This is a genomic window from Ralstonia sp. NFACC01, from assembly GCF_900115545.1.
GTDB classification, from domain to species: domain Bacteria; phylum Pseudomonadota; class Gammaproteobacteria; order Burkholderiales; family Burkholderiaceae; genus Ralstonia; species Ralstonia mojiangensis.
Window position 1 is genome coordinate 45,622 of record NZ_FOWV01000010.1, and the last position, 25,368, is coordinate 70,989.

A 25,368-nucleotide genomic window follows, 5' to 3' on the forward strand; every position below is an offset into this window, starting at 1 on the left:
CTCGAATCAAACAATCCGGAGAAAACCGATGGCACTGATGCAAGACTTCAAGAAATTCGCGATGCGCGGCAACGTGATCGACCTGGCAGTGGGCGTGATCATCGGTGCGGCGTTCGGCAAAATCGTCGATTCGCTTGTCAATGATCTGATCATGCCGCTAATCAGCCGCATCGTGGGCAAGCTGGATTTCTCGAACCTGTTCATCCAACTCGCAGAGGCACCTGCGGGTGTGCCACACACCCTTGCCGATCTGAAGAAGGCCGGCGTGCCGGTCTTCGCCTACGGCAACTTCATCACCATGGCGGTCAATTTTCTGATTCTGGCGTTTATCGTGTTTCTGATGGTGCGCGCCATCACGCGCGTGATCGACGCCAACCCGCCGGCGGCGCCGGCCGAAACACCTGAGAACATCCTGCTGCTTCGCGAGATTCGCGACAGCCTGAAGAACAAGCCGTAATCAGGCGCGAATCACACCGGATTCGGGATATCGATAAAGGTGTGACGCACGCCGAAGCGCTCGGCCAGGTGATTGCCGAGCGCCCGAACGCCGCCGCGCTCAGTGGCGTGGTGGCCCGCACCAATGTAGGCGACACCCGATTCGCGCGCCAGATGCGTTGTCTGCTCAGACGCTTCGCCGCTCAGATACACGTCCACACCAGCGGCGACGGCAGCATCAAACCAGCCTTGGGCACCGCCCGTGCACCAACCGACTGTGCGCACCGGACGATCCCCCTCGCCAATCACGAGGGGCACTCGATTTAGCTTGGCCGATACCGTCTGCGCGAAAGCGCCCAGCGCGGTCCCTTCGGCAAGCGTACCAATCCAGCCGAGTTCATCGTCGCCGAACCGGCCCTGGGGCGAGACGCCCAGCAACGCACCCAGCTGTGCGTTGTTGCCCAGCTCAGGGTGCGCATCGAGGGGGAGGTGATACGCGAACAGATTGAGATCGTGCGCCAGAAGTTGCTTCAAGCGCGCATGCTTCTGGCCCACGACACGGCCGTCCTCCCCCTTCCAGAAGTAACCGTGATGCACCAGGATGGCGTCGGCACGTGCGTCGATGGCGGCCTCGATCAGCGCCAGGCTGGCAGTCACCCCCGTCACGACATGCGTAATGGTGTCGCGCCCTTGTACCTGTAGACCATTGGGGCAATAGTCCCGAAAACGGGCCGCTTGCAACAGGTCGTTCAAGTACAATTCAAGTTCTTTTCGATCCATTTGGACTCAATTTCGCTCTATGTTGCGCCGCTTTTGGCTGTTTTTTGCGCAAGCCGTCACGGTCGTCCTGGCCGTCTGGTTTGTGATCGCCACGCTCAAACCTGATTGGCTGCAGCGCGGCAAGGTCGCAGTGCAATCCGGCTCGCCCATCGTCGCGCTGAAGGAAGTCGCGCCGATCGGCCACGGCGGCACCTCCAGCAACTCCTACGCGGAAGCCGCCAAGGTGGCGATGCCGGCGGTGGTCAATATTTTTAGCAGCAAGAACGCGCCAAAGCGCGGGAGTAACCCACAAGCCAGCGCAGACCCGTGGTTCCGCTTCTTCTTCGGCGACCGGGCCCCTGAGCAGCGCCAGGAACCCACGGCCAGTCTGGGCTCGGGCGTGATCGTCAGCTCCGAAGGCTACATTCTAACGAACCACCACGTGGTGGACGGCGCCGACGAAATCGAAGTCGCCCTGACCGACGGCCGTAAGGCCAACGCCAAAGTGGTCGGCTCCGATCCGGAAACCGACCTGGCTGTCCTCAAGATCAACCTGCCGAATCTGCCTGCCATCACGCTCGGCCGGCTGGAGAATGTGCGCGTTGGCGACGTGGTGCTGGCCATTGGCAACCCCTTCGGCGTGGGCCAGACGGTGACAATGGGCATTGTCTCTGCCTTGGGCCGTAGCCACCTGGGCATCAACACCTTCGAAAACTTTATCCAGACCGACGCCGCGATCAACCCAGGCAACTCGGGCGGCGCGCTGGTCGACGCCGACGGCAACCTCCTCGGGATCAACACGGCGATCTACTCGCGCTCGGGCGGCTCGCTGGGCATCGGCTTTGCGATTCCGGTGTCGTTGGCCAAGCAGGTGATGGAATCCATTATCTCGACCGGTAGCGTGGTCCGCGGCTGGATCGGTGTTGAGCCGCAGGATGTGACGCCGGAAATTGCCGAGTCGTTTGGCTTGTCCCGCAAGGATGGCGCACTGATCGCCGCCGTGGTTCAAGGTGGCCCCGCAGACAAGGCGGGCCTGCGCCCGGGAGACATTCTCACCAGCGTCAATGGTGAGCCGATCCTGGATACGACAGCGCTACTCAACAGCATCGCGCAGCTGAAACCCGGTGCGGAAGCCAAGGTGACGGTATCACGCAAAGGCAAGGCGGTGGAACTGACCATCGTTGTCGGCAAACGTCCGCCACCGACGCGTCGCAACGTACCGATGCCCTCACAGGACGACGAAGAACAACAACAGTAAGGGGTAGGTTTCGGAACACCAAAACGGCGGCCAGATGTGCCGCCGTTTTTTTATACGCGCACGCTTGAGCATCAAGCCAACACGTTGATGGGGCGAGAGCCGCCTTGATACCGCCGCGCCCCGCTCAACTCAACGAGCAATCCGACGTACCAACCGCTGCGTTGTGTCGATATGAGTTGCCCTTGTTCCGCTCTGCTGGGCGCCCCCGGGGCGTATGCCGTCGCAAAGTAACAGGCGTAACGCACAGCTGTCGCGCCCCTTGCCCTCACCATCAACTAAAGCTTGCACACCAGCCAGGCGACCCTTGGCAGCGCTTCAGCCATGGAGGTGCGCTGCGAATCGTTCGCACAAAGAAAAACGCCGATCCCTTTCGGAATCGGCGTTTAACCGTTTAATTCGATGCGCTCTTACGAGCGCGTCAAATTAGAACTTGTGACGCAGGCCGACGGTAGCGCCGAACTGGTTGTTGCTGTTGTTCGTGCCCGAGAACACTTGGTTGCCGTTCGTCAGCGTCGTGCCAGCGTAGCCAGCATCGTTCAGGCCCATCACGCCCAGACCCGAGCCGCCGCTGTTCTTAGCATAGGCCACGTTGAAGTAGGCGTCGGTGCGCTTCGACAGAGCGTAGTCGGTACCGACCACGAACAGCCACGGGTTGCCCGTGCCGCTGTTCTTGAACTGTTGGTAGTAAGCCGTACCCGTCAGCGACAGAGCCGGAGTAGCTTGGTAACCCAGGCCAGCCCAGTACAGGTTCGAACGCAGGTTGCCGTTGCCAGCAACAGTTGCGTAGTTAGCCTTGTACCAGCGGTAGCCAGCGTACAGCTTGGCCGGGCCGAAAGCGTACGTGCCAGCGATCGTGGCGCGTTGTTCGCGGTTGTCGCTACCAACGGTCGTCGAGTTGGTCTGGTCGTACACTGCGCCGATACCCAGCGGGCCGCCAGCGTAGTTAGCACCCAGGCTCCACTCACGGCCGGTCTTGTTGCTGCCAGCCACTTCGTTGCCGTTGTAGTTGAACGAGTACAGACCGGAGACGCTCAGGCCACCGAACGTGCCGATGTACTTGACGGCGTTGTCAGCACGGCCAGCGAAGAACTGGTCTTGCGAAGCCAGCGAGTAACGCGTGGCGATTGCCATCGGGTCATAGATCAGCGAGAAGTCATACAGCAGGTTTTGCTGACGACCCAGGGTCAGTTGACCCCACTGGCCTTGCAGACCGACGTAAGCGTTACGGCCGAACAGACGACCACCTTGACCCGACGTGCCGGTGTCCAGGTTGAAGCCGCTTTCCAGGTTGAAGATACCCTTCAGGCCACCGCCCAGGTCTTCAACGCCACGCAGGCCCCAACGCGAGCCCGACAGGCCGCCCGAATCCAGACCAAAACGCGAGCCGCTGCTGCCAGCGGTTGCGCCCGGCACCTTGTTTGCGTAGGTCAGACCAGCGTCGACCACGCCGTACAGGGTCACGGAGGATTGTGCATAGGCGCCACCGGCGGCCAGAGCTGCAACAGCAGCTGCAAACAGTTTCATCTTCATATCGACACTTTCCTTGTCAACTGATTGGGAAATCTTGACTGTCCTTATGGACGACGCAGATACCTCACGTCTGACCGCATTATGTGCCAGCGTTGACTGATTCCGGAAACCCTTTCTGGCTCTGGGCCGCGATTTGCGGCCAAGTTGTTGCTCATGGGCAACACGCGCCAAGCCCCGTTTAGAGGGGGGCGCGACCCGCTTTTTGCGCGGTGGTACAGGGGTTGGCGGGCGATTGTCACCCTCTTCCTGCGCAACAAATTTGGCAGTTGGTGACAGTTCTGAATTGTCGCCTTCGCACCACGTTACGGCAATAAGTGCTTCTTTGTTCTCTTTTTATCGACCGAGCGCGGCGTGCCATCGCTTCAGGAAATCGGCTCGGCGGAGCTGATCTTGATGGGCGAGTAAACCCGGGCCGACGGGAATGGGCCGATGCGTGTTCCCAAGTTCGGCGAGCAGCCGCTTGGCAGTGAGCCCGGTTTCAACATCCTGGCGCAGCGAAAACAAGAACGCGCGGTCCGCCATCACGCTCTGGCCATCACGCGAGAGCATGAAGTCGAGCCAGAGGCGCGCAGCGTTCGGGCGGGCAGCGCGCCGCGCGATGAAGGCGACGCGCGTGGCGACCAGCGTGTAGTCAGTCGGCATCTTGATGGCGAGCGCCGGATTGCGATCGACGTAGCGCGCGGCGTAGGAGCCGATCACGTTGTAGGCGAGCAGGCTCTCGCCGGAGGCGACGCGCTCCAGCATCGCGGCCGTGGTGATGTACAGGTTGACGTTGACGCCACCCAATGCCTTGGCAACATCCCAGAATACAGGCGTGGTGCGCGCATCTTCGGCGGCGAAGAGGAAGGCGGAGCCCGAGTGCTCAATGTCGTACGACGCGACGCGGCCGCGCAGCAAGTCACGGTGGCCATTGAGAATGCGGGCGAAATCAGCGTGGGTGGATGGGATCAAGTCCGCCGGCAACTGGCGCGTGTTGTAGACGAAGACGACCGGCTCGTAGCTCGTGCCGTACGCCTCGTTCTTCCAGATCGCCCACGACGGCAGGTACGGCCGTTCGGGCGAGGCGTATGAGAGTGCGTGGCCGTCGTTCACCAGCTTGAACTGCTCGGGCATGGCCGAACTCCAGACCACATCGGCGCCCGGCGACTTGGCGGCGAATTCAGCAAGAAAGCGGCGATAAATGTCGTCGCTGTTCTGCTCGCGGTAGTCGACGGTGATGCCGGGGTAGCGCGTTTCGAAGGCGCGGATAAGCGGGTACGCGGCCGAGAAATCCGTCGTGGAATACACCGTGACACGGCCTTCGCGGCGCGCGGCGTCGATCATCGTGCCGTAATCGCGCGGGTAGTACGACGGCAGCTCCGGCGCCGGACGGGCCAGCCACTGCGCGTGCGCCCCACGCGCGACAACGCCGCTTGCAGCCAGCAATGCGGCGGTCTGACAAAGCCAGCGGCGACGGGAATTGGGGATGGACGACATGCCGGTTGAAGCGCATCTAGGCGGCGCATCAGGTGAACGGTGTGATCGGCGACATGGCCGAGATCAGGGCGCCACGCATTATCATGAAAAAGTAGCCAGAACGATATTGAGAGACACCCGATGCGGATTTTGCTGGTGGAGGATGAGGAAGAATTGGCGGCATGGCTGGCGCGCGCGCTGGCGCAAAGCGGCTTCGTGATCGAGCGCGCGGCCGATGGCGTCATCGCGGAAGCCTTCCTCGGCTCCGGAGAATTTGACGCAGTGGTGCTGGACCTGCGCTTGCCGCGCAAGGATGGCTTTGCCGTGCTGGCCGACATGCGCGCGCGCGATGACCGCACGCCGGTATTGATCCTCACCGCGCAGGGCGCGCTGGACGAGCGCGTGCGCGGGCTCAATGCCGGCGCGGATGATTTCCTCACCAAGCCGTTCGCGTTGTCCGAACTGGAAGCGCGGTTGATGGCGCTCATCCGCCGCAGCCGCGGCCGGGCGTTCCCGCGTCTGCGTTGCGGGCCGCTGGAGTTCGACACCGGACGCAAGGCATTCCTGTTGTCCGGCGAGCCACTGTCGCTCACGCCGCGTGAGCACGCCGCGCTGTCGGCGCTGCTGCACAAGACCGGCCAGCCGATCAGCAAGGTGCATCTGTTCGACAAGGTCTTCAACCTGGACAGCGATTCCAGCCCCGACGCCGTGGAGGTGGTCGTGCACCGCCTGCGCAAGAAGCTCGCGGGCACGGGCGTGCAGATCGTCACCGTACGCGGGTTGGGCTACCTGCTCGAAGCCGGCGATGGTGAAGCGCCCGCCCCCGTCGATAGCAGCACATGATGCAGCGGCTCGCTTGGCTTCGGCTGCCGCGCAGCCTGAAACTCACACTGCTCTGGTTGCTGCTGCCGGGGCTGGTGGGTGTGTTGGCCATCGACATCGTCTCGGCGTACCAGGCGCTGCGTAGCGCGACCGATCGCGCGTACGACCGCGCCCTGCTCGGCTCGGTGCGCGCCATCGAGAACGGCGTGACGATCGAGCGCGGGCAGGTCCAGGTCAACGTGCCGTATGTGGCGTTGTCCATGTTCGAATCGACCGCGCAGAGCAATGTCTATTACCGCGTCGCTTTCGAGCCCTTGCCTGGCAAGGCGCCTGAAGCCGCACTGACCGGCTACGACGATCTGCCGCTGCCCGTCACACGGCTGGAGAACGACACCCCGCTCTTCTACGACGCGACGTACCACGACGAGCCCGTACGCGTGGCCGCCGTGGCCAAACCGCTCTACCAGCCCGGGCTGCCGGCGCGCATCGTCATTCAGGTGGCGGAAACCATCGAGACGCGACGCGCGCTGCAGCAGGCGGTGTGGCGCGGTACGCTGCTGCGCGATGCGGCGCTGGTGGCGGTCAGCGCCGCGCTATTGTGGCTCGGCGTGACCGTCGCGCTGCGCCCGCTCAATCGCCTGGCAAGCAGCATCGGCGTGCGCGCGTCGGATGACCTGCGTCCGCTCGACGCCACGGACGTGCCTGCCGAAGTCCGCCCGCTGGTCGACGCGATCAACCACCACATTCATCGCTACGCCGAACTTGCGGAGGCGCAAAGCCAGTTCCTCGCCGATGCGTCCCACCAGCTGCGCACGCCACTGGCCGTGCTGCTCACGCAAGCCGAATACGCGCTGCGCGAAACCGATCCGGCGCGTGTGCGCGAAAGCCTGTCCGCCATCATCGCGCGCCTGCAGTCGACGAACCGGCTGACCACGCAATTGCTCGCTCTTGCGCGCGCACGACATGCGGGGCAGGACGCGCCGGCCGAAATCTTCGACTTTGGTGAATTGGCACGCGACGTGGTGGTGGGTGCATTGCCGCTGGCGCGCGAAAAGCAGCAAGACCTCGGGTGGGATGACGGCGGCCTCGCCATGGCGCTGCCTGTCGTCGGCTATCCGGCCTTCCTGCGCGAGGCGCTCTCCAACCTCGTGCACAACGCCATCCGCTACACGCCGGCCGGCGGACGCATCACCGTACGCGCCACGGCGGAAGGCGATGCCGCGCTGGTCTGCGTGGACGACACCGGGCCCGGCATGAACGCTGACGAACGCGCACACGCGTTCCAGCGCTTCCGCCGCGCGCACGAGGGCGGAGGGCGATCGGGTAAACCCAAGGTCGCGCCCAAAGACGCCCGCTATGCCGCAGAAGGTTCCGGCCTCGGCCTGGCCATCGCACGTGCCTATGCAGCGCGTAGCGGCGGGCAAATCGAGCTGGCCGACGGCGAGCCGAACGAGCATGGTGGTATGGGTTTATCGGCGCGGATCCGCGTGCCGCTGGCGGCTACGGCCTCCCCCTTTGAACATGCTGCGATGCAGCAGCCGCAATGAAAGCGTGACGAAAGCGCGCGATTTCTATAATCCGCCGCACCTGGGGCCATCCGTCCGAGCTGTACGCAACAAGCCATAAGCAGCCGGCCCCACACCATCACAAGCAAACAGGAGACAAACCCATGCTTCGTGGACGCTTTACGCCTGCGCACGCCGCTCTCGCTTCGATCGCGGCTGCCGCACTGACCCTCAGCGCCGCCGCCTTCGCGCAAGTCCCGGCCGGCTACCCCGCCAACTACGCCGACACCATCGCTGCCGCCAAGAAGGAAGGCAAGGTGGTCGTGTATGCAACGACCGACACCAAGGCTGCAGATCCGCTGATCAAGGATTTCGAGTCGCTCTACCCCGGCGTGAAGGTCGAGTACAACGACATGAACAGCAGCGAGTTGTACAACCGCTTCATCAGCGAGCAGGCTGCCGGTGGCGCCTCGGCTGACATGATGTGGAACTCGTCGATGGACTCGCAGCTCAAGCTCGCGCAGACCTACGCGATGAAGTACGACTCGCCCGAAGTGCCGAACCTGCCCAAGTGGGCCGTCCACAAGGGCATCGCATACGGCACGACGTATGAGCCAGCCGTGTTCCTGTACAACAAGCGCCTGATCAAGGATTCGGAAGTGCCGCAAACGCACGCCGATTTCGCCAAGCTGGTCGCCAGCCAGCCCGAGCGCTTCAAGAACAAGGTCACGACGTACGACATCGAGAAGTCGGCCGTGGGCTTCATGATGGCGGCGCAAGACAATCTGGATTCGCCGCAGTACTTCGACTTCGTCAAGGCCGTGGGCCCGAACCTGGTGCTGCAGTCCTCCACCGGCACGATGATGGAGCGCGTGGCCTCGGGCGAAAACCTGGTGGCGTACAACATCCTCGGTTCGTACGCGATTGCGCGCGCCAAGAAGGACCCGTCGATCGGCATCGTCTATCCGAAGGACTACACGCTCGTGGTGTCGCGCGTGGCGATGATCGCCAAGAAGGCGAAGAACCCGAACGCGGCCAAGCTGTGGCTGGACTACATCCTGTCCAAGCGCGGCCAGGAAATCCTCGCCAACAAGTCGGATCTGCACTCGCTGCGTGAAGACGTGACGGGCGAAGCGACCGCCGCCGGCCTGAAGAAGATTCTCGGCAACAGCATCAAGCCGATTCCGGTTGACGAATCCATCCTGGCGTTCCTGGAACCCAAGAAGCGCCTGGACTTCATCAAGCAATGGCGCACCGCCGCCGGCCGTTGATCTGATCCGCTGATCACCGGCACCCTTCTCATCTGACCGACCTGCCGGCGCCATCCGTATCTGGCGCCGGCTCCTCCTGGAGGCACCATGCGTTCTCTAGCGCAAGACCGTGCCGCCGCTCGCCAAGTCACCCTCAAGCGCTCGCCCTGGACGCGTGTGGGACAGGCTTTGCCGCGCGGCGTGGTCATTCTGCTTACCGCGCTGGCGATTTTCACGCCGCTGGCGCTGATTTTCTACCAGAGCTTTCTGTCCGCGCCGTTCTTCATGCCCGACGCGCTGGCGGGGCTGGATGCGTATCGCTTCATCTTTACGGATTCGGATTTCTGGCAGGCCTTTGAGAAATCCACCGCGCTCGCTTTCGGTCTGGCGGTGATCTCGGTACCGCTGGGCGGCATCCTGGCGTTCCTGATGGTGCGTTCGGACTTGCCCGGCCGCCGCGTTCTCGAACCGCTGCTGATGATTCCGGTGTTCGTCTCGCCGATGGTGCTGGCGTTCGGCTACGTGGTGTCCGCCGGACCGGTGGGCTTCTACACCGTCTGGTTCAAGAGCCTGTTCGGCGGTGCGCCGTGGAACGTGTATTCCTTCACGAGCATCATCATCATTGCCGGCCTGACGCACGTACCCCACGTGTATCTGTATGTCTCGTCGGCGCTGCGCAGCTTGGGTTCGGACGTGGAAGAAGCCGCTCGTATCGCCGGGGCATCGCCGCTGTCGGTGGCACTCAACGTGAGCCTGCCGATGGTGCGCCCTGCCCTGCTGTACGCAGCCGTGCTGGTGACATTCCTGGGCTTCGAGGTGTTCGGCCTGGTGCTCGTGCTGGGTGATCCGGAAGGCCACCTCGTGCTGGCGACCTATCTGTACAAGCTGACGAACAAGCTCGGCACGCCGGCATATCACCTGATGGCGGCCGTGGCGGTCTGTCTCGTGATGGTGACGTTCCCGCTGGTGCTGTTGCAACGCTACATGCTGAAATCGGCCAACCGCTTCGTCACCGTCAAGGGCAAGGTCACGCGCAGCCGCCCGCTACCCCTGGGCAGCTGGCGCTGGCCGGCGTGGGCCGTGGTGGTGCTGTGGTTCTTCGTGACGGTGGTGGTGCCGCTCTCGGGCATCGCGCTGCGCGCCTTCGTGTCGAATTGGGGTGAAGGCGTGTCGCTGGTCGAGGCGTTCTCGACCACGGCGTTCCAGCAGATCTTCGAGCAGCCGCAGTTCCTGCGTGCGATGGTCAACACGGTGCTGATCGGCGTGATCGGCGGTGCACTGGCCGTGGGCTGCTACACGTGCATCGGTCTGGCCATGCACCGCAAGCCGGATGGCTGGACGCGCTTTCTCGATTACAGCGTGCTGGTGCCTCGCGCCATTCCGGGTCTGCTGGCGGGTCTGGCGTTCCTGTGGGTGTTCCTGTTCGTGCCCAACTGGATCGAGACCGGCCTGACCGACAGCGGCCTGCCCTTCGCCAACTGGATCATCGAAAACGTCGTGCCGAGCCTGCGCGACCTGCGCAGCACGATCTTCAGCGTGTGGATCGCTTACACGGTAGTGTGGCTGGCCTATGGCCTGCGGTTGATCTCGGCCGCGCTGCTGCAAGTCGGTCCGGAGCTGGAAGAAGCCGCACGCTCGGTGGGCGCCACCCGTGCCCGCACCACGCGCGACGTGACCGTGCCGCTCACGCGCTACGGCCTGCTCGGCGCTTGGCTGCTGATCTTCCTGATTTTCGAGCGCGAGTATTCGACCGGTGTGTACCTGCTGTCGCCGGGCACCGAGACGATCGGCTCGATGCTGGTTTCCCTGTGGGCGGGCGGCGCCATCGATATCGTTGCCGCGCTGTCCTTCGTCAATATCGTGCTGGTGGCCGTCGGCCTCGGCATCGCACTGCGTTTCGGAGTGAAACTCCATGATTGAACTCACTGTCAACGACCTGCACCTGCAATACGGCAACAATCCGGTGCTCAAGGGTGTCTCGATGCAGCTGCAGAAGGGCGAGGTCGTCTCGCTGCTGGGCCCGTCGGGTTCGGGCAAGACCACGCTGCTGCGTGCTGTCGCCGGCCTCGAACAGGCCAGCCAGGGCACTGTCCAGATCGGCGATCGGGTCATGTTCGACGGCGCCAAGAAACTCGACGTGCCGGCCGAAGGGCGCAACCTTGGCCTGGTGTTCCAGTCGTACGCGCTGTGGCCGCACAAGACCGTGGCCGAAAACGTCGCCTACCCGCTCAAGCTGCGCAAGACACCTGCCGCGCAGATCAAGGAGCGCGTGCAAGCCGTGCTGCAGCAACTGGGCCTCGGCCATCTGGGGGAGCGCTTCCCGAGCCAGCTCTCCGGCGGCCAGCAGCAGCGCGTGGCGATTGCCCGCGCGCTGGTCTACAACCCGCCCGTGATCCTGCTCGACGAGCCGCTCTCGAACCTCGACGCCAAGCTGCGCGAAGAAGCCCGCGCCTTCCTGCGCGAGCTGATCGTCCGCCTGGGCCTTTCGGCCCTGATGGTCACGCACGACCAGAGCGAAGCAATGGCCATGTCCGATCGCATCCTGCTGCTGAACAACGGCGTGATCGAGCAGCAAGGCACGCCCGAGCAGATGTACGGCGCGCCCGAAACGCTCTTCACCGCCGAGTTCATGGGCAGCAACAACCGCATCAACGGCAAGATCGCAGAGGTGCGCGACGGTATGGCCCGGCTGGTGGACGAGACCGGAGGTTGGTCGCTGTGGGGCATGGCGCGCGGCGATCTGAAGCCGGGCGCGTCGGCGCACGGCGTGATCCGCCTGGAACAGGTGCGCGTGGGCGTCGACAACGCCGACAACACCATCCACCTGCCGCTGGCGACGCGCATGTACCTGGGCGACCGCTGGGAATGCCTGTTCCGCGCTACCGACGACAGCGGCGCAGCGGGCACAGGCCTGCGCGCCTACTCCGCCAGCGCCCCGAGCGACGGCAAGTACGCGCTGACCTTCCCGCGCGAGCAGTTCTGGCTGTACGCCGCCTGAAAAACGCAGCAACAGCAGATTCATCGGCAACAAAAAAGGCAGCCTCGGCTGCCTTTTTCTTTGGCTGATGCTGGATCAGCCCGTCAGTCCTTCACCACCGGCAAGTGCTCCGGATTGTTCTCTGGTGCCGTGGTCTTACGGATAAAGATTGCCGCCAGGATCAGCCCCAGCTCATACAGCAGCCAAAGCGGCACCGCCAGCAGCAACTGGGACATCACGTCAGGCGGCGTCACCACCGCAGCGATCACGAACGCACCCACCACCACGTACGGCCGCGCCTGCCGCAGCTTATCCAGGCTCACGATGCCAAAACGCACCAGCACCATCACGACCACCGGCACCTCGAAGGTGATGCCGAAGGCGAGGAACGTAGTCATCGCAAAGCTCAGATACTTGTCGATATCGGTCGACATCTCGGCGCCCAGCGGCGCGTTGTAGTGCGCCATCACCTTGAACACCGTTGGGAAGACCAGGAAATAGGCAAACGCCACACCGCACAGGAACAGCACATAGGTGCTCACCACCAGCGGCATGATCATCCGCTTCTCGTGCGTATAGAGCCCCGGCGCCACAAAGCGCCAGATTTGGTACAGCACCCACGGCAGGGCGATGAGGAAGGCGGCCAGCAGCGTCACCTTCATCGGCACGAAGAACGAGCCGGTGACATCCGTCACGATCATGTGGCCATTCTTGGGCAACGCCTGGATCAGTGGTCGAGAGAACAGATTGAAGATATCCGGGGCCCAGTAGACCAAGCCCAGAAAGACCAGCAGCACGCCGGCACCCGCCTTGACGATGCGCTCGCGCAGTTCGACCAGATGCGAGATGAAGGTTTCCTGCGCGCCGTCCTCGGGCGACTCTTGCGGATCGAGCGGAGCGGCACTCATGTCGGGTGGGAAAGAGGGAAGTCAGGACGCGGCACCGCAGACACGGCTCGCGCCCGGAAGATCATTCGAAGAAGGAGCGCGCACGCGACTGTGCGGCAACGATGGGCGGACGATGACGCTTGACGCGTGCCGCGCCCGATTGCGCCCACATGCGTACGCCCTGCTTCTGGCGGTACCACCTGGGCATCGAGAGCTGCTTGTTGCGCCAGCTGTTGCGGCCGTTGCGCGACTTGCCTGGCGCCGGGCGCCAGTCCGGGGCGGAGGTCGCTGTTTGCGCGGGATCACCAAGCGCCTCGTTCAGGCGCTCGTTGATCTCGGTCGTGTGCTTGCTGACCTCCTGGTGGATGGTCTGCTCGACATTGCGCGCGGCCTGCTCGAAGTCGGTGCGCATCTTGCGCAACTCTTCAAGCTCGATTTCGCGGCTGACCTCGGCCTTCACGTCGGCGATGTAGCGCTGTGCGCGGCCGAGCAGGGCGCCAGCGGTGCGCGCCACCTTGGGCAGACGCTCCGGCCCGATGACGACGAGCGCCACCATGCCAATCAGCGCTAGCTTGGAAATGCCGAGATCGATCATCGGTCAGTGCGCGTCGGTGCTCAGCCTTGCTTGGACTTGTCGCGCGCTTCGACGTCGATCGTCGTCGAATCGTGCAGCTCGCGCGGCGGCTGGCCGGCGGTCTGTTGCGGTTGCGAGCCCGCAGGCTTGTCTTCCTGCCCTTCGCGCATGCCGTCCTTGAAGCCCTTCACGGCGCTACCCAGATCCGAACCGATGTTGCGCAGCTTCTTCGTGCCGAAGACCATCATGATGATGACCAGCACAATCAGCCAGTGCCAAATGCTAAAGGAACCCATGACCTACTCCCACGTAAATACGGCTGTGGCGTCGCAACGATGGCGGCGCCATTGGTTGATTTTACGGATTTGCGTACATCGGCTTGCTGTCATTCAGATACAGCCAACCTTTCACAATACGATACAGCATCCAGATGCCCAGAGCCCACAGGACGGCAAAGCCGATGAAGGCCACGGGAATGAGCAACACGCCGATCACACCCCACAGTACGCACCACCAGAACGAACGGATTTGCCAACGGAAGTGCGACTCATACAGCGTGCCCCGCACATCGTCGCGCTTAACATACCCGACGATGATGGCAATCAATGCAGTGATACCGCCGGTCAGCCAAAAAATGGCGTAGAGCGCATACAGAATATGCGTCAGGCGACGCAGTCCGGCGAGGCGCTCCGCGTCGTCCGTCACCACCATTGCCGCTCCGTATTTGTCCACGCTGCCTCCCTGCGACGATTCGCCACCGTGATCACTCACCCGCCGCGTCGCGCGCCTGCGACTTGCGCAGCGCCTTTTCTTCCAGACCGGAAAGCCCTTCGCGGCGCGCGAGCTCACTTACGACGTCGTCCGGCGTGAGGTTGAAGTGCGACAGCAACACCATCGTATGGAACCACAGATCGGCCACTTCGTAGACGACCTTGCTGCGCGCCTCGTCGGTCATGCCGGCGGCGCGGGCGTCCTTGGCGGCCATGACCGTCTCGGTAGCCTCTTCGCCGATCTTCTTGAGGATGGCATCGTCGCCTTTGTTGAAGAGGCGCGCGATGTAGCTCTTCTCCGGGTCGCCGCCATTGGCGAGCTTGCGGGATTCGAGCACCTCGCCCAGGCGGCGCAGGGTGTCACTCATGATTGTGGCCGGGCTTGCCGGCGTAGATGTCGTCGGGATTCTTGAGCACGGGCTCGACGGTGTGCCAGTCGCCGTCTTCCACGTTGCCTTCGAACTTCTGGAAGAAGCAGGCGTGGCGGCCAGTATGGCAGGCGATACCGCCGACTTGTGTGACACGCAGCAGGACCACGTCTTCGTCGCAGTCGAGGCGGATCTCGTGCACCTTCTGGATGTGGCCGGACTCCTCGCCCTTGTGCCACAGACGCTTGCGCGAGCGCGACCAGAACACGGCCTCGCCGGTTTCCACGGTCTTCTGCAGCGCCTCGCGGTTCATGAAGGCGAACATCAGGACGTCATTGCTGCCCTGCTCCTGCACGATCACCGGCACCAGGCCGTTGTCGTCCCAGTGGACCTTATTCAGCCACTTCTTGCTCATAGTCCGATCCGTACTGGAATGCCCTGCTCCGCCATGAATTGCTTGGCCTGGCCGACGGTGTATTCGCCGTAATGGAAGATGCTGGCCGCCAGCACCGCATCGGCGTGACCTTGCTGGATGCCGTCTGCCAGATGCTGCAGGTTGCCCACGCCGCCCGAGGCGATGACCGGCACCGGCACTGCGTCCGAGACGGCGCGCGTGAGCTCCAGATCGAAGCCGGCCTTGGTGCCGTCCCGATCCATGCTGGTGAGCAGGATTTCGCCCGCGCCGCGCTGAGCCATTTCACGTGCCCATGCCACGGCGTCCAGGCCCGTGCCCTTGCGGCCGCCGTGCGTGAAGACCTCCCAGCGCGGTGCTTCGCCTTCGGCCGACACCTTCTTGGCGTCGATCGCCACGACGATGCACTGCGCGCCGTGGCGGGCGCTGGCGTCCGAAACCAGTTGCGGATTCGATACCGCCGACGAGTTCATGCTGATCTTGTCCGCACCGGCATTGAGCAGCCGGCGCACGTCTTCCAGCGCGCGCACCCCGCCACCCACCGTCAGCGGGATGAACACCTGCGAAGCCACCGCTTCGATGATGCCCAGCATCAGGTCACGCCCGTCCGACGTGGCCGTGATGTCGAGGAAGGTGATTTCGTCGGCGCCCTGCTCGTCGTAACGGCGTGCGATTTCGACGGGGTCACCGGCGTCGCGCAATTCGACGAAATTGACGCCCTTGACCACCCGGCCGTTGGTCACGTCCAGGCAGGGGATGATTCGTTTGGCTAGCATGATGAGTCGGGCGCCGGAGCGCCCGTTGTGCACGGCTGGATCAACGATCAGGCCGCGCCGAGTTTGTCCGCAAGGGCTTGCGCTTCCTTGAAGTTCAGGTCGCCGGAGTAGATCGCGCGACCACAGATCACGCCCTCCACGCCATATTCTTCGACCGCGCAAAGATGGTCGATGTCCTTCAGGTTCGACAGGCCACCACTGGCAATGACCGGAATCTTCACCGACTGCGCCAGCTTGACGGTGGCATCGATGTTGATGCCCTGCAGCATGCCGTCGCGGCCGATGTCGGTGTAGATGATGCCTTCGACGCCGTAGTCTTCGTACTTCTTGGCGAGGTCAACGACTTCGTGGCCGGAGAGCTTGCTCCAGCCGTCGGTCGCCACCTTGCCATCCTTGGCATCGAGTCCGACGATGATGTGGCCGCCGAACGCCGTGCATGCGTCCCGCAGAAAGCCCGGATCCTTAACCGCCGCCGTGCCGATGATCACGTACGACAAGCCATCGTCGAGCCAGCGCTCGATGGTGCCCAGATCGCGGATGCCGCCGCCGAGTTGCACGGGAATCTCATCGCCCACCTCGGCGAGGATAGCCTTGACGGCCGCCTCGTTACGCGGCTTGCCCGCGAAAGCGCCATTCAGATCGACAAGGTGCAAGCGGCGCGCACCCTGCTCGACCCAATGCCGCGCCATGGCAGCAGGGTCTTCCGAGAATACGGTGGCTTGATCCATATCGCCTTGTTTGAGGCGCACACACTGACCGTCCTTCAGGTCGATGGCCGGGATGAGCAACATAAGCGTGACGACAGAGTTGAGGGGAAAAGATTAAAAAGGGCGAAAAATGGATTCGATTGCGACGCCACGGCGGGCATCACGGATTCCAGTGCACAAAGTTCCGGTAGATCTGCAGGCCGGCTTGCGCACTTTTTTCCGGGTGAAACTGTGTTGCAAAAATATTATCCCGGGCGATGGCGGAGGTAAACCGCACGCCGTATTCGGTCTCTCCGACCGATTCGTCAGCGTTGGCAGGCCGGGCGTAGTAGCTGTGCACGAAATAGAAGTAGCTCTGATCCGCCACACCTTCCCAGAGAGCGTGGGCACGACTCTGGTGCACGCGGTTCCAGCCCATCTGAGGCACTTTGTACCGTGAACCGTCCGGCTGCAACTGGCCGTCCAGGTCAAAGCGGACCACATCGCCTTTGATAAGGCCCAATCCTTCAGTGTATTGCTGTCCGGAGCGCGCCTCGGTGCTGCGCTCGAGCAGCATTTGCTCGCCCACGCACACGCCGAGCATCGGCTTGCTGCGCGATGCCTCCAGCACCGCGTCACGCAGGCCGGATTGGTCGAACGCCGCCATGCAGTCGGGCATGGCCCCCTGCCCTGGCAGCACCACGCGGTCGGCCGAACGAATTTCATCCGCTTGCGCACTGATGCGCACATCGGCCTCTGGAGCAACGGCCATCAAGGCTTGCGCTACCGAGCGCAGATTGCCCATGCCGTAATCGACGATTGCGATCTTAGTCATGACTTAACTTAGGCCCTAAGTACGGGCAACAGGGTTTTCAGCCCATCAACGATGAATTCCACGGCCAGCGCTGCCAGGATCAAGCCCATCAACCGCGTACCGACGTTGATGCCGGTGCGACCGATCACACGGGCGATCGGCTCGGCCGCGCGCAACACGATCCAGACCACGGCTGCGATCGCAACACCGACCCCAGCCAGGAGAAACAGGTCCCACCAGTGCTTAGTCTTGCCAGCGTAGACGATGACCGTGCTGATCGAGCCTGGGCCCGTGAGCAGCGGAATCGCCAGCGGCACAACCGCAATGCTGGCCTTGGCACCGGCCTCGTCCTCTTCTTCGGGCGTGGCCTTGGTGCGGCTGGTCTGCGCATTGAGCATGTTCAGCGCGATCATGATCATGATGATCCCGCCACCCACCTGCAGCGAACCCACCGAAAATCCGAAAAAGCTGATGATCTGCTCGCCGAGCAACGCCGACAGGCCGATCACGATTGCCACCGAAATCGATGCGACCTTGATGGTGCGGCGCTTCTCTTCATCCGTCTGGCTCTCGGTCAGGCTGATGAAGAACGGGATCGCGCCGATCGGATTGATCAGCGCGAGCAGCGAGAAAAAGCTTTTTGTCAGATCCATCGGATCGGCGGCCGGTGTTGGAGTCGGGTAGGCGCGGCCAGGCCGACGCGGTGATTTACAGGGCGCCCTTGGTCGACGGAATCGTGCCTGCAGCGCGCGGGTCGATCTCCACCGCCATGCGCAGCGCGCGTCCAAAGGCCTTGAACACGGTCTCGATCTGGTGGTGTGCGTTGACGCCGCGCAGGTTGTCGATATGCAGCGTCACGCCGGCATGATTGACGAACCCGCGGAAGAATTCGATGGACAGGTCCACGTCAAAATTGCCCACGCGTGCGCGCGTGAACGGCACATGGAACTCCAGGCCCGGACGGCCGGAGAAGTCGATGACCACGCGCGACAGGGCTTCGTCCAGCGGCACGTAGCTATGGCCGTAGCGCACGATGCCCTTTTTGTCGCCGATGGCCTTGGCGACGGCCTGGCCCAGCGTGATGCCGACGTCTTCCACGGTGTGATGATCGTCGATATGGGTGTCGCCGGTGGCCGAGACGTCCAGGTCGACCATGCCATGTCGGGCGATCTGGTCGAGCATGTGGTCGAGGAAGGGGACGCCGGTGTTCAGCGTTTGCTTGCCCGTGCCGTCCAAATCAAGGGCGACGCGGATCTGCGTTTCAGAGGTGTTGCGAGTGACCTCGACACGGCGGCTCATGGGGCTTCCTGCATCGATGCGGCAAAGGCATCGATAAATTGCGCGTTTTCTTCGGGATTGCTGACCGTCACGCGCAGACAGTTGGTCAGCAACGGGTGCATTTTACTGACGTTTTTAATCAGAATCCGCCGATTGAGCAGGCGCTCGAACAAAGCGGCGGCATCGGGCACGCGCAGCAGGATGAAATTTGCCGCGCTCGGGAACACCGTCACGCCCGGGTGAGCCGACAGCGCATCGATCAACTTGGTGCGCTCGGCGCGCAGGGTCGCTGCCTGGGCATCCAGTACATCCACGTGTTCGAGCATGAACTGGGCAGTCGCCTCGGTCAGCACATTCACGTTGTACGGCGGACGCACCTTGTCCAGCTCGGCGATCCACTTCGGGTGGCCGGCCACGTAGCCAAGGCGGATGCCGGCCAGGCCCAGCTTCGAGACCGTGCGCATCACCAGGAGGTGATCGAAATCGCGCAGGCGCGGCATCCAGCTATGTTGCGCGAACGGCTGGTAGGCCTCGTCGACCACCACCAGGCTCTGGCACACGGGGCCGCGAGCGGCGCGGATGATCGCGTCCATGTCGGCCGCGTCGAACAGGTTGCCGGTCGGGTTATTCGGATACGCCAGGTAGATGACGGCGGGCTGGTGCTCGGCCATGGCGGCCAGCATGGCTTCACGGTCGAGCGTCAGGTCTGCCTTGAGTGGCACGCCGACGAATTTCAGGCCCAGCAACTGCGCCGACATCGCGTACATCACGAAACCCGGCACGGGCGCCAGCACGGTCGCGCCCGGCTTGGCCGCCGCAATGGCGATGAGGCTGATGATCTCGTCCGAACCGTTGCCGAGCAACACCTCGGCTCCGGCAGGTACGTGCATCACTTGCTTGAGCTGCGCCTTGAGCGCGTCGGCGGTCGGCACCGGGTAGCGGTTGAGCGCGACTTCGGCCAGGCGCTTGCCCAACGCGTCGCGCAACATCGCCGGCAGCGAATACGGGTTCTCCATCGCGTCCAGCTTGACCATGCCGGTCGCGTCGGGCACGTGGTACGCACCCATGGCGCGAACGTCGTCGCGCACGATACGAGCGAGCAGGTCATCCAGGGAAGCTTGGGCCGGAGCGGTGGCGGTCATCGTTGTGCGGCGAGTGTTATTCGGAGGCGGGGCGTTGCAGGCGATATTCAGCGCTGCGGGCATGCGCCTGTAAGCCTTCGCCGTAGGCCAGCTCGGCAGCAATCTCGCCCAGCATCTGCGCACCGGCTTCGCTCACTTCGATCAAGCTGGAGCGCTTGATGAAGTCGTATACGCCCAGCGGCGACGAGAAGCGCGCCGTGCGCGAGGTCGGCAGCACGTGGTTCGGACCAGCACAGTAATCGCCCAGCGATTCGCTGGTGTACTTGCCCAGGAAGATCGCGCCGGCGTGGCGGATGCGTTCTGCCCACTGGCGCGGGTTATCTGCCGAAATCTCCAGATGTTCGGGAGCGATGTCGTTGGCGATGTCGCACGCCTCTTCCATGTCGCGCACCTTGACGAGCGCGCCACGGCCTGACAGCGACTCGGCAATCACGCTACGGCGCGGCATGTCTTCGAGCTGACGGTTGATGCTGGCCTCCACCTGCGCGATGAACTCTGCGTTCGGGCACAGCAGGATCGACTGGGCCAGTTCGTCGTGCTCGGCTTGCGAGAACAAGTCCATCGCCACCCAATCCGGGTCGGTCGTGCCATCGCAGATGACGAGGATTTCCGACGGACCGGCAATCATGTCGATGCCAACCGTGCCGAACACGCGACGCTTGGCAGCGGCCACATAGGCGTTACCCGGGCCGACGATCTTGTCGACGGCGGGGACGGTGTCGGTGCCATAAGCGAGTGCCCCCACGGCCTGCGCGCCGCCGATGGTGAACACGCGGTCCACGCCGGCAATGCAGGCCCCAGCCAGCACCAGCTCATTGCGCACGCCGCCGGGCGTGGGCACCACCATGATGATTTCCCTGACCCCTGCCACGCGAGCCGGAATCGCATTCATCAACACCGACGACGGGTATGCCGCCTTGCCGCCCGGCACGTAAATGCCCACGCGGTCGAGCGGCGTCACTTTCTGGCCGAGCACCGTGCCATCGGCTTCGGCGTATTCCCAGCTGTGTGTGCCGCACTCGATCTTCTGCTTCTCGTGATACGCGCGCACGCGGGCAGCAGCGGCTTCCAGTGCCGCGCGGCGCTTGGGCTCCAGGCCATCGAGCGCGGCTTGCAGGGTGGCTGGCGACAGCTCCAGCGCGGCCACGCTGTCGGCTTCGATGCGGTCGAAGCGGCGCGTGGCTTCCAGCACAGCGGCATCGCCGCGTGCCTTCACGTCAGCCAGGAGCTGCGCGGCGGCGCGGTCGATGGCTTCGTCTTCGCTCGCTTCAAAAGCGAGCACCTGGCGCAGTTGCGCCGCGAATCCGGCTTCGGCCGAATCCAGCTTACGGATGGTCAGGCTCATGCGGCTTCCCCAACACGCGCGTCCGTCGCGGAGGCGCGCTCGAAAGCGTCGAGGATGGGCGCCAGCCGGTCGCGCTTGAGTTTCAGCGCAGCCTGATTGACGACCAGTCGGGACGAGATCTGCACGATCTCTTCCACCTCGACGAGGTTGTTCGCGCGCAGCGTGCCGCCCGTGCTGACCAGGTCGACGATGGCGTCAGCCAGGCCCACCAGCGGGCCCAGCTCCATCGAGCCATACAGCTTGATCAGGTCGACGTGCACGCCCTTCTTGGCGAAGTGCTCGCGCGCGGTATTCAGATACTTCGTCGCCACCGACAGGCGCGCGCCCTGGCGCACCGCGTTGGCGTAATCGAAGCCCTTGGGCACCGCTACCGACATGCGGCAGCGGGCGATGTTCAGGTCGATGGGCGCATACAGGCCCGCCATGCCGTGCTCCATCAGCACGTCCCGGCCGGCTACGCCGAAGTCCGCCGCGCCGTATTGCACGTAGGTCGGCACATCGGACGCGCGCACGATGATCACGCGCAGCGCCGGGTCGGACGTCGGCAGAATCAGCTTGCGCGAGGTTTCCGGATCTTCGGTCACCTCGATGCCGGCGGCCTTCAGCAGCGGCAGCGTCTCTTCAAAGATGCGCCCTTTGGACAGCGCCAGCGTGAGCTGGTTGGAGGCGGACTGGAATGCGTTCATGGCCGGCGAGTTCCTTACCTTACGCTTGAATGCGGCGGATCTTGGCGCCGACAGCGGACAGCTTGTCTTCGATGCGGTCGTAGCCGCGGTCGAGGTGATAAATGCGGTCGACCAGCGTCTCGCCCTGCGCGATCAGGCCGGCAATGACGAGGCTGGCCGAGGCGCGCAGGTCGGTCGCCATGACGGTCGCGCCCGACAATTGCTCGACGCCTGTCACCACCGCCGTTTTGCCATCGATCACGATATTGGCGCCCAGGCGGTTCAGTTCCTGCACGTGCATGAAGCGGTTTTCGAAGATGGTCTCCGTCACCGTGGCAGAACCTTCGGCGATCGCGTTAAGCATCATGAACTGCGCCTGCATGTCGGTCGGGAACGCCGGGTATTCCGACGTGCGGAAGCTCACCGCCTTGGGGCGGCCCGTCATCTGCACGCGAATCCAATCGTCGCCCGTGGTGAGCGTCACGCCGGCTTCGCGCAGCTTGTCGAGCACGGCATCGAGGATGCCCGGCGGCACGCCGCGCAGCGTCACATCGCCGCCGGCTGCCGCCACGGCGCACAGGAACGTGCCGGCTTCAATGCGATCGGCGATCACCGTGTGGGTGGCGCCGTGCAGCGCTTCAACGCCTTGGATCACCAGACGGTCGGTGCCGATGCCTTCGATGCGCGCGCCCATCTTCACAAGCAGGTTGGCCAGGTCAGTGACTTCGGGCTCGCGTGCTGCGTTTTCCAGCACGGTTTCGCCGTCTGCCAACGCGGCGGCCATCAATAGGTTTTCGGTGCCCGTGACCGTCACCATGTCGGTGACGATGCGCGCGCCACGCAAGCGCTTGGCGCCATCCGCAAGCTTGGCTTCGATGTAACCATGCTCGATGACGATCTCGGCGCCCATCAGTTGCAGGCCCTTGATGTGCTGATCGACCGGACGCGCGCCGATGCCGCAACCGCCGGGCAGCGACACACGTGCATGGCCAAAGCGCGCCAGCAGCGGGCCCAGCACCAGGATCGACGCACGCATCGTCTTCACCAGGTCGTACGAAGCTTCCGGCGTGTGGATGGTCGCGGCGTCGAGCGTAAGGTGATGGCCGTCGAGCGAACCTTCCACGCCCATCTGGCGCAGCAGTTTGAGCATCGTGCGCACGTCCTGCAGGTTCGGCACGTTGCTCAGCGCCAGCGGCTCGGCCGTCAGCAGCGCGGCACACATGATGGGCAGCGCGGCGTTCTTGGCGCCAGACACGCGGATTTCGCCCGACAAGGGGCCATTGCCTTCGATCAGCAGTTTGTCCATGAGCGAGACGTCTCGTCGATCACTTTGAGAGGGGCGCTCAGCGAGCGCGAGGTCGGAGTCGGTTGAAACGGTAACCGGGGTGGGATCAAGCTCGGCCATCAGGACTGCCACTCCGCCGGGGTGAGCGTCTTCATGGAGAGCGCGTGGATCTCCGCGCGCATCCGCTCACCCAGCGCTGCGTAGACGAGCTGGTGACGCTGGATCAACCGCTTGCCTTCAAATTGCGCGCTGACGATGGTGGCAAAAAAGTGCTGGCCGTCGCCCTCGACTTCGAGGTGCTCGCACGACAGGCCGGTTTCGATGTACTGCTTGACTTGTTCGGGTGTGGGCAACATGGCCTTCCCTTCTCCAAAAACGTTAGGGTGGTGCGTCGTCGTTGTTTTTAGAGATCGCTGCAAAATGAAGCGAAACGGTTCTGACGGTTCAAGGCCGATGCAGACGCTACATGCAGTACGGCAAGGAGGCCCTGGGCCGTCGGAATCATTTTTCAGCGGTCTCTTATCGACGCATCAATGGCGCAGCTTGTAGCCCGTGCGCAGCATCTGCAGGGCTACTCCCCCCACCACGACCAGCGCGATCAACATCACACCGAGGCTCGTCGTCACCGGCACATCGGACACACCGAAGAAGCCGTAGCGGAAGCCGTCGATCATGTAGAAGAACGGGTTGGCGTGGGACACCGCCTGCCAAAACGGCGGCAGCGAATGAATCGAATAGAACACGCCCGCCAGGAAGGTGGCCGGCACGATCAGAAAGTTCTGGAACGCCGCAAGCTGGTCGAACTTTTCAGCCCAGATGCCGGCAATCAGCCCCAGCGTGCCCAGCACGCTCGCGCCCAGCACGGCAAACACGATGATCCACAGCGGCTGCGCGAAATGCAGGTGCGCAAACAAGGTCGTCACGATCAGCACGCCCGTACCCACAGCCAGACCGCGAATCACAGACGCGCACACGTACGCGCCAAACATCTCCCAGTGCGACAGCGGCGGCAGCATGATGAACACCAGGTTGCCTGTGATCTTCGACTGGATGAGCGACGACGAGCTGTTTGCGAACGCGTTCTGCAGCACGCTCATCATCACCAGGCCAGGCACCAGGAAAGCGGTGTAGCTCAACTGGTCGAACACCTTGACCCGATCTTCCAGCACGTGCCCGAAGATCAGCAGATACAGCAGCGCGGTCAACACCGGCGCGGCGACGGTCTGAAAGCTCACCTTCCAGAAGCGCAGCACTTCCTTGTACAGCAGCGTGCGGAAACCGACCCAACGGCCCGGCAAGCTCTCGGGAATAGCGTTCATGCAGCGGGCTCCAGCGCAGAATCGGGAATGGCAGGCGTTTGAGGCCCGACGGGCAAGCCGCCCTCGCGGCGCATGATCTGCACGAATACGTCTTCCAGATCAGCCTTGGCGACTTCCATGTCGTCGATCTCGCAGCCGGCGAGGCGGCATGTGGAGAGAATCTGTTCGACCTCGCCATAGCCCGACAGGCGCAAGCGCACACCGCGCTCGCCGTGGTTACCCGGCAGGCGCAGGGCTTCCAGCGACGCGGGCAGCGCTCCCTTCGCAAAGCTCAGCACCAGTTGCAGCCCGGAAAATTGCGAGAGTAGATTCGCCGTGCGATCAAGCGCCACCACTTCGCCAAACTTGAGCATGGCGATGCGGTCGCACAGGGATTCGGCTTCTTCCAGGTAGTGCGTGGTCAGCACGACGGTATGGCCTTCGCGGTTCAGCCGCGAGATGAATTTCCACAGCGTCTGGCGCAACTCGACGTCCACACCGGCGGTCGGCTCGTCCAGCACGATCACGGGCGGCCGATGTACCAGGGCCTGCGCCACCAGCACGCGGCGCTTCATGCCGCCCGACAAGGCGCGCATATTGGCGTCGGCCTTGCTGGTGAGGTCGAGGTTGGCCATGACCTCGTCGATCCAATCGTCGTTCTTGGTCAGCCCGAAGTAACCCGACTGCAGGCGCAGTGTTTCGCGCACCGTGAAGAACGGATCGAACACCAGTTCCTGCGGCACCACGCCCAGCTTGCGGCGCGCCGTGCGGTAGTCAGTAACGACGTCGTGACCAAGCACGCGTACGTGGCCGGAATCGGCACGATTCAGGCCCGCAAGGATGGAGATCAGCGTGGTCTTGCCCGCGCCGTTGGGGCCCAGCAAGCCGAAAAACTCGCCCTGCTCGACAGATAGGCTCACGCCCTTGAGCGCTTGCAACGACTTGTAGCGCTTACGGACGTCAGCGATTTCGATGGCTTTCATGGCCGACAAAGTGAACTACTCTGCGCATCTCAGGACCGTGGATCGACAAGACCATGACGGCCGCGAATACCGCACACGGCGGCTGCAGAGCGAC

The 25,368-nt window shown here is 63.5% G+C and carries 28 protein-coding genes; 7 read left to right on the plus strand and 21 right to left on the minus strand.

Annotated elements, in window-relative coordinates:
• Window positions 1–28: 28 nt before the first annotated feature.
• On the plus strand, window positions 29–457 hold the full coding sequence (gene mscL, locus BM136_RS21805; protein WP_092975687.1) for a large conductance mechanosensitive channel protein MscL: 429 nt from the start codon (window positions 29–31) through the stop codon (window positions 455–457).
• 11 nt (window positions 458–468) lie between these two features.
• Here the strand turns inward: mscL and BM136_RS21810 are convergent, their stop codons facing one another.
• Window positions 469–1,215, minus strand: a complete 747-nt coding sequence (locus BM136_RS21810) for a Nif3-like dinuclear metal center hexameric protein (protein WP_092975690.1) — start codon at window positions 1,213–1,215, stop codon at window positions 469–471.
• A 19-nt stretch (window positions 1,216–1,234) separates the two neighbouring features.
• Here BM136_RS21810 and BM136_RS21815 point away from each other — a divergent pair, with 19 nt between their 5' ends.
• On the plus strand, window positions 1,235–2,452 hold the full coding sequence (locus BM136_RS21815) for a Do family serine endopeptidase (protein ID WP_092975693.1): 1,218 nt from the start codon (window positions 1,235–1,237) through the stop codon (window positions 2,450–2,452).
• 423 nt (window positions 2,453–2,875) lie between these two features.
• Here BM136_RS21815 and BM136_RS21820 read toward each other — a convergent pair whose 3' ends face one another.
• Window positions 2,876–3,982 (minus strand): porin, encoded by a 1,107-nt coding sequence (locus BM136_RS21820; protein ID WP_092975696.1) that lies wholly within the window; start codon window positions 3,980–3,982, stop codon window positions 2,876–2,878.
• 333 nt (window positions 3,983–4,315) lie between these two features.
• Window positions 4,316–5,458, minus strand: a complete 1,143-nt coding sequence (locus BM136_RS21825; RefSeq protein ID WP_092975699.1) for an extracellular solute-binding protein — start codon at window positions 5,456–5,458, stop codon at window positions 4,316–4,318.
• Between the two features lie 120 nt (window positions 5,459–5,578).
• Here BM136_RS21825 and BM136_RS21830 point away from each other — a divergent pair, with 120 nt between their 5' ends.
• The 5 genes from BM136_RS21830 (at window position 5,579) to BM136_RS21850 (ending at window position 12,012) form a co-directional block, all read left to right on the plus strand.
• Entirely contained in the window at window positions 5,579–6,280 is a 702-nt protein-coding gene (locus BM136_RS21830) for a response regulator (RefSeq protein ID WP_092975702.1), read from the plus strand.
• Entirely contained in the window at window positions 6,277–7,806 is a 1,530-nt protein-coding gene (locus BM136_RS21835; RefSeq protein ID WP_092975705.1) for a sensor histidine kinase, read from the plus strand. The genes BM136_RS21830 and BM136_RS21835 overlap by 4 nt, the downstream gene beginning before the upstream one ends.
• A 122-nt stretch (window positions 7,807–7,928) precedes the next feature.
• Entirely contained in the window at window positions 7,929–9,035 is a 1,107-nt protein-coding gene (locus BM136_RS21840) for an ABC transporter substrate-binding protein (RefSeq protein ID WP_092975708.1), read from the plus strand.
• An 87-nt stretch (window positions 9,036–9,122) separates the two neighbouring features.
• On the plus strand, window positions 9,123–10,934 hold the full coding sequence (locus BM136_RS21845) for an ABC transporter permease (protein ID WP_092975709.1): 1,812 nt from the start codon (window positions 9,123–9,125) through the stop codon (window positions 10,932–10,934).
• Window positions 10,927–12,012: an ABC transporter ATP-binding protein gene (locus BM136_RS21850; protein WP_092975712.1), complete on the plus strand. Its 1,086-nt coding sequence runs from the start codon at window positions 10,927–10,929 to the stop codon at window positions 12,010–12,012. The genes BM136_RS21845 and BM136_RS21850 overlap by 8 nt, the downstream gene beginning before the upstream one ends.
• Before the next feature lie 83 nt (window positions 12,013–12,095).
• Here BM136_RS21850 and tatC read toward each other — a convergent pair whose 3' ends face one another.
• The 18 genes from tatC to BM136_RS21940 form a co-directional block, all read right to left on the minus strand.
• Complete coding sequence (tatC, locus tag BM136_RS21855) at window positions 12,096–12,899, minus strand: twin-arginine translocase subunit TatC (RefSeq protein ID WP_092975715.1); 804 nt, start codon at window positions 12,897–12,899, stop codon at window positions 12,096–12,098.
• 61 nt (window positions 12,900–12,960) lie between these two features.
• Window positions 12,961–13,473, minus strand: coding sequence for a Sec-independent protein translocase protein TatB (gene tatB, locus BM136_RS21860; protein ID WP_024977829.1), 513 nt, complete (start codon window positions 13,471–13,473; stop codon window positions 12,961–12,963).
• A gap of 20 nt (window positions 13,474–13,493) precedes the next feature.
• Window positions 13,494–13,748, minus strand: a complete 255-nt coding sequence (gene tatA / locus BM136_RS21865; RefSeq protein WP_092975718.1) for a Sec-independent protein translocase subunit TatA — start codon at window positions 13,746–13,748, stop codon at window positions 13,494–13,496.
• A gap of 61 nt (window positions 13,749–13,809) precedes the next feature.
• On the minus strand, window positions 13,810–14,184 hold the full coding sequence (locus BM136_RS21870) for a DUF4870 family protein (protein ID WP_092975887.1): 375 nt from the start codon (window positions 14,182–14,184) through the stop codon (window positions 13,810–13,812).
• 31 nt (window positions 14,185–14,215) lie between these two features.
• A complete protein-coding gene (locus tag BM136_RS21875; RefSeq protein WP_092975720.1) occupies window positions 14,216–14,590 on the minus strand; it encodes a phosphoribosyl-ATP diphosphatase in 375 nt (124 codons plus the stop codon).
• The gene (gene hisI / locus BM136_RS21880) at window positions 14,583–15,005 is read right to left on the minus strand and encodes a phosphoribosyl-AMP cyclohydrolase (RefSeq protein WP_027680226.1); all 423 of its coding nucleotides are present in this window, start codon (window positions 15,003–15,005) and stop codon (window positions 14,583–14,585) included. The genes BM136_RS21875 and hisI overlap by 8 nt, the downstream gene beginning before the upstream one ends.
• Window positions 15,002–15,778, minus strand: coding sequence for an imidazole glycerol phosphate synthase subunit HisF (gene hisF / locus BM136_RS21885; protein WP_175537193.1), 777 nt, complete (start codon window positions 15,776–15,778; stop codon window positions 15,002–15,004). The genes hisI and hisF overlap by 4 nt, the downstream gene beginning before the upstream one ends.
• Before the next feature lie 47 nt (window positions 15,779–15,825).
• Window positions 15,826–16,569 (minus strand): 1-(5-phosphoribosyl)-5-[(5-phosphoribosylamino)methylideneamino]imidazole-4-carboxamide isomerase, encoded by a 744-nt coding sequence (hisA, locus tag BM136_RS21890; RefSeq protein ID WP_045203048.1) that lies wholly within the window; start codon window positions 16,567–16,569, stop codon window positions 15,826–15,828.
• Between the two features lie 76 nt (window positions 16,570–16,645).
• Complete coding sequence (hisH, locus tag BM136_RS21895; protein WP_092975723.1) at window positions 16,646–17,299, minus strand: imidazole glycerol phosphate synthase subunit HisH; 654 nt, start codon at window positions 17,297–17,299, stop codon at window positions 16,646–16,648.
• Between the two features lie 8 nt (window positions 17,300–17,307).
• Window positions 17,308–17,931 (minus strand): MarC family protein, encoded by a 624-nt coding sequence (locus tag BM136_RS21900; RefSeq protein WP_024977836.1) that lies wholly within the window; start codon window positions 17,929–17,931, stop codon window positions 17,308–17,310.
• Between the two features lie 55 nt (window positions 17,932–17,986).
• On the minus strand, window positions 17,987–18,577 hold the full coding sequence (hisB, locus tag BM136_RS21905) for an imidazoleglycerol-phosphate dehydratase HisB (RefSeq protein ID WP_024977837.1): 591 nt from the start codon (window positions 18,575–18,577) through the stop codon (window positions 17,987–17,989).
• A complete protein-coding gene (hisC, locus tag BM136_RS21910; RefSeq protein WP_092975726.1) occupies window positions 18,574–19,698 on the minus strand; it encodes a histidinol-phosphate transaminase in 1,125 nt (374 codons plus the stop codon). Before hisC ends, hisB begins: the two co-directional genes overlap by 4 nt.
• Window positions 19,699–19,714: 16 nt before the next feature.
• Window positions 19,715–21,043, minus strand: a complete 1,329-nt coding sequence (gene hisD / locus BM136_RS21915) for a histidinol dehydrogenase (RefSeq protein ID WP_092975729.1) — start codon at window positions 21,041–21,043, stop codon at window positions 19,715–19,717.
• Window positions 21,040–21,729 (minus strand): ATP phosphoribosyltransferase, encoded by a 690-nt coding sequence (gene hisG / locus BM136_RS21920; protein WP_009241938.1) that lies wholly within the window; start codon window positions 21,727–21,729, stop codon window positions 21,040–21,042. The genes hisD and hisG overlap by 4 nt, the downstream gene beginning before the upstream one ends.
• 19 nt (window positions 21,730–21,748) lie before the next feature.
• Window positions 21,749–23,014: a UDP-N-acetylglucosamine 1-carboxyvinyltransferase gene (gene murA, locus BM136_RS21925; RefSeq protein WP_092975732.1), complete on the minus strand. Its 1,266-nt coding sequence runs from the start codon at window positions 23,012–23,014 to the stop codon at window positions 21,749–21,751.
• A 98-nt stretch (window positions 23,015–23,112) separates the two neighbouring features.
• Window positions 23,113–23,349 (minus strand): BolA family protein, encoded by a 237-nt coding sequence (locus BM136_RS21930; RefSeq protein ID WP_092975735.1) that lies wholly within the window; start codon window positions 23,347–23,349, stop codon window positions 23,113–23,115.
• 174 nt (window positions 23,350–23,523) lie between these two features.
• Window positions 23,524–24,312, minus strand: a complete 789-nt coding sequence (locus BM136_RS21935; RefSeq protein ID WP_045203042.1) for an ABC transporter permease — start codon at window positions 24,310–24,312, stop codon at window positions 23,524–23,526.
• On the minus strand, window positions 24,309–25,274 hold the full coding sequence (locus BM136_RS21940; protein ID WP_092975738.1) for an ABC transporter ATP-binding protein: 966 nt from the start codon (window positions 25,272–25,274) through the stop codon (window positions 24,309–24,311). The genes BM136_RS21935 and BM136_RS21940 overlap by 4 nt, the downstream gene beginning before the upstream one ends.
• Window positions 25,275–25,368 lie beyond the last annotated feature (94 nt).

Bases quoted from the DNA above. Each gene is read 5' to 3' on its own strand.
- mscL (WP_092975687.1), top strand. From the start codon at position 29: ATGGCACTGATGCAAGACTTCAAGAAATTCGCGATGCGCGGCAACGTG.
- BM136_RS21810 (WP_092975690.1), bottom strand. From the start codon at position 1,215: ATGGATCGAAAAGAACTTGAATTGTACTTGAACGACCTGTTGCAAGCG.
- BM136_RS21815 (WP_092975693.1), top strand. From the start codon at position 1,235: ATGTTGCGCCGCTTTTGGCTGTTTTTTGCGCAAGCCGTCACGGTCGTC.
- BM136_RS21820 (WP_092975696.1), bottom strand. From the start codon at position 3,982: ATGAAGATGAAACTGTTTGCAGCTGCTGTTGCAGCTCTGGCCGCCGGT.
- BM136_RS21825 (WP_092975699.1), bottom strand. From the start codon at position 5,458: ATGTCGTCCATCCCCAATTCCCGTCGCCGCTGGCTTTGTCAGACCGCC.
- BM136_RS21830 (WP_092975702.1), top strand. From the start codon at position 5,579: ATGCGGATTTTGCTGGTGGAGGATGAGGAAGAATTGGCGGCATGGCTG.
- BM136_RS21835 (WP_092975705.1), top strand. From the start codon at position 6,277: ATGATGCAGCGGCTCGCTTGGCTTCGGCTGCCGCGCAGCCTGAAACTC.
- BM136_RS21840 (WP_092975708.1), top strand. From the start codon at position 7,929: ATGCTTCGTGGACGCTTTACGCCTGCGCACGCCGCTCTCGCTTCGATC.
- BM136_RS21845 (WP_092975709.1), top strand. From the start codon at position 9,123: ATGCGTTCTCTAGCGCAAGACCGTGCCGCCGCTCGCCAAGTCACCCTC.
- BM136_RS21850 (WP_092975712.1), top strand. From the start codon at position 10,927: ATGATTGAACTCACTGTCAACGACCTGCACCTGCAATACGGCAACAAT.
- tatC (WP_092975715.1), bottom strand. From the start codon at position 12,899: ATGAGTGCCGCTCCGCTCGATCCGCAAGAGTCGCCCGAGGACGGCGCG.
- tatB (WP_024977829.1), bottom strand. From the start codon at position 13,473: ATGATCGATCTCGGCATTTCCAAGCTAGCGCTGATTGGCATGGTGGCG.
- tatA (WP_092975718.1), bottom strand. From the start codon at position 13,748: ATGGGTTCCTTTAGCATTTGGCACTGGCTGATTGTGCTGGTCATCATC.
- BM136_RS21875 (WP_092975720.1), bottom strand. From the start codon at position 14,590: ATGAGTGACACCCTGCGCCGCCTGGGCGAGGTGCTCGAATCCCGCAAG.
- hisI (WP_027680226.1), bottom strand. From the start codon at position 15,005: ATGAGCAAGAAGTGGCTGAATAAGGTCCACTGGGACGACAACGGCCTG.
- hisF (WP_175537193.1), bottom strand. From the start codon at position 15,778: ATGCTAGCCAAACGAATCATCCCCTGCCTGGACGTGACCAACGGCCGG.
- hisA (WP_045203048.1), bottom strand. From the start codon at position 16,569: ATGTTGCTCATCCCGGCCATCGACCTGAAGGACGGTCAGTGTGTGCGC.
- hisH (WP_092975723.1), bottom strand. From the start codon at position 17,299: ATGACTAAGATCGCAATCGTCGATTACGGCATGGGCAATCTGCGCTCG.
- BM136_RS21900 (WP_024977836.1), bottom strand. From the start codon at position 17,931: ATGGATCTGACAAAAAGCTTTTTCTCGCTGCTCGCGCTGATCAATCCG.
- hisB (WP_024977837.1), bottom strand. From the start codon at position 18,577: ATGAGCCGCCGTGTCGAGGTCACTCGCAACACCTCTGAAACGCAGATC.
- hisC (WP_092975726.1), bottom strand. From the start codon at position 19,698: ATGACCGCCACCGCTCCGGCCCAAGCTTCCCTGGATGACCTGCTCGCT.
- hisD (WP_092975729.1), bottom strand. From the start codon at position 21,043: ATGAGCCTGACCATCCGTAAGCTGGATTCGGCCGAAGCCGGATTCGCG.
- hisG (WP_009241938.1), bottom strand. From the start codon at position 21,729: ATGAACGCATTCCAGTCCGCCTCCAACCAGCTCACGCTGGCGCTGTCC.
- murA (WP_092975732.1), bottom strand. From the start codon at position 23,014: ATGGACAAACTGCTGATCGAAGGCAATGGCCCCTTGTCGGGCGAAATC.
- BM136_RS21930 (WP_092975735.1), bottom strand. From the start codon at position 23,349: ATGTTGCCCACACCCGAACAAGTCAAGCAGTACATCGAAACCGGCCTG.
- BM136_RS21935 (WP_045203042.1), bottom strand. From the start codon at position 24,312: ATGAACGCTATTCCCGAGAGCTTGCCGGGCCGTTGGGTCGGTTTCCGC.
- BM136_RS21940 (WP_092975738.1), bottom strand. From the start codon at position 25,274: ATGAAAGCCATCGAAATCGCTGACGTCCGTAAGCGCTACAAGTCGTTG.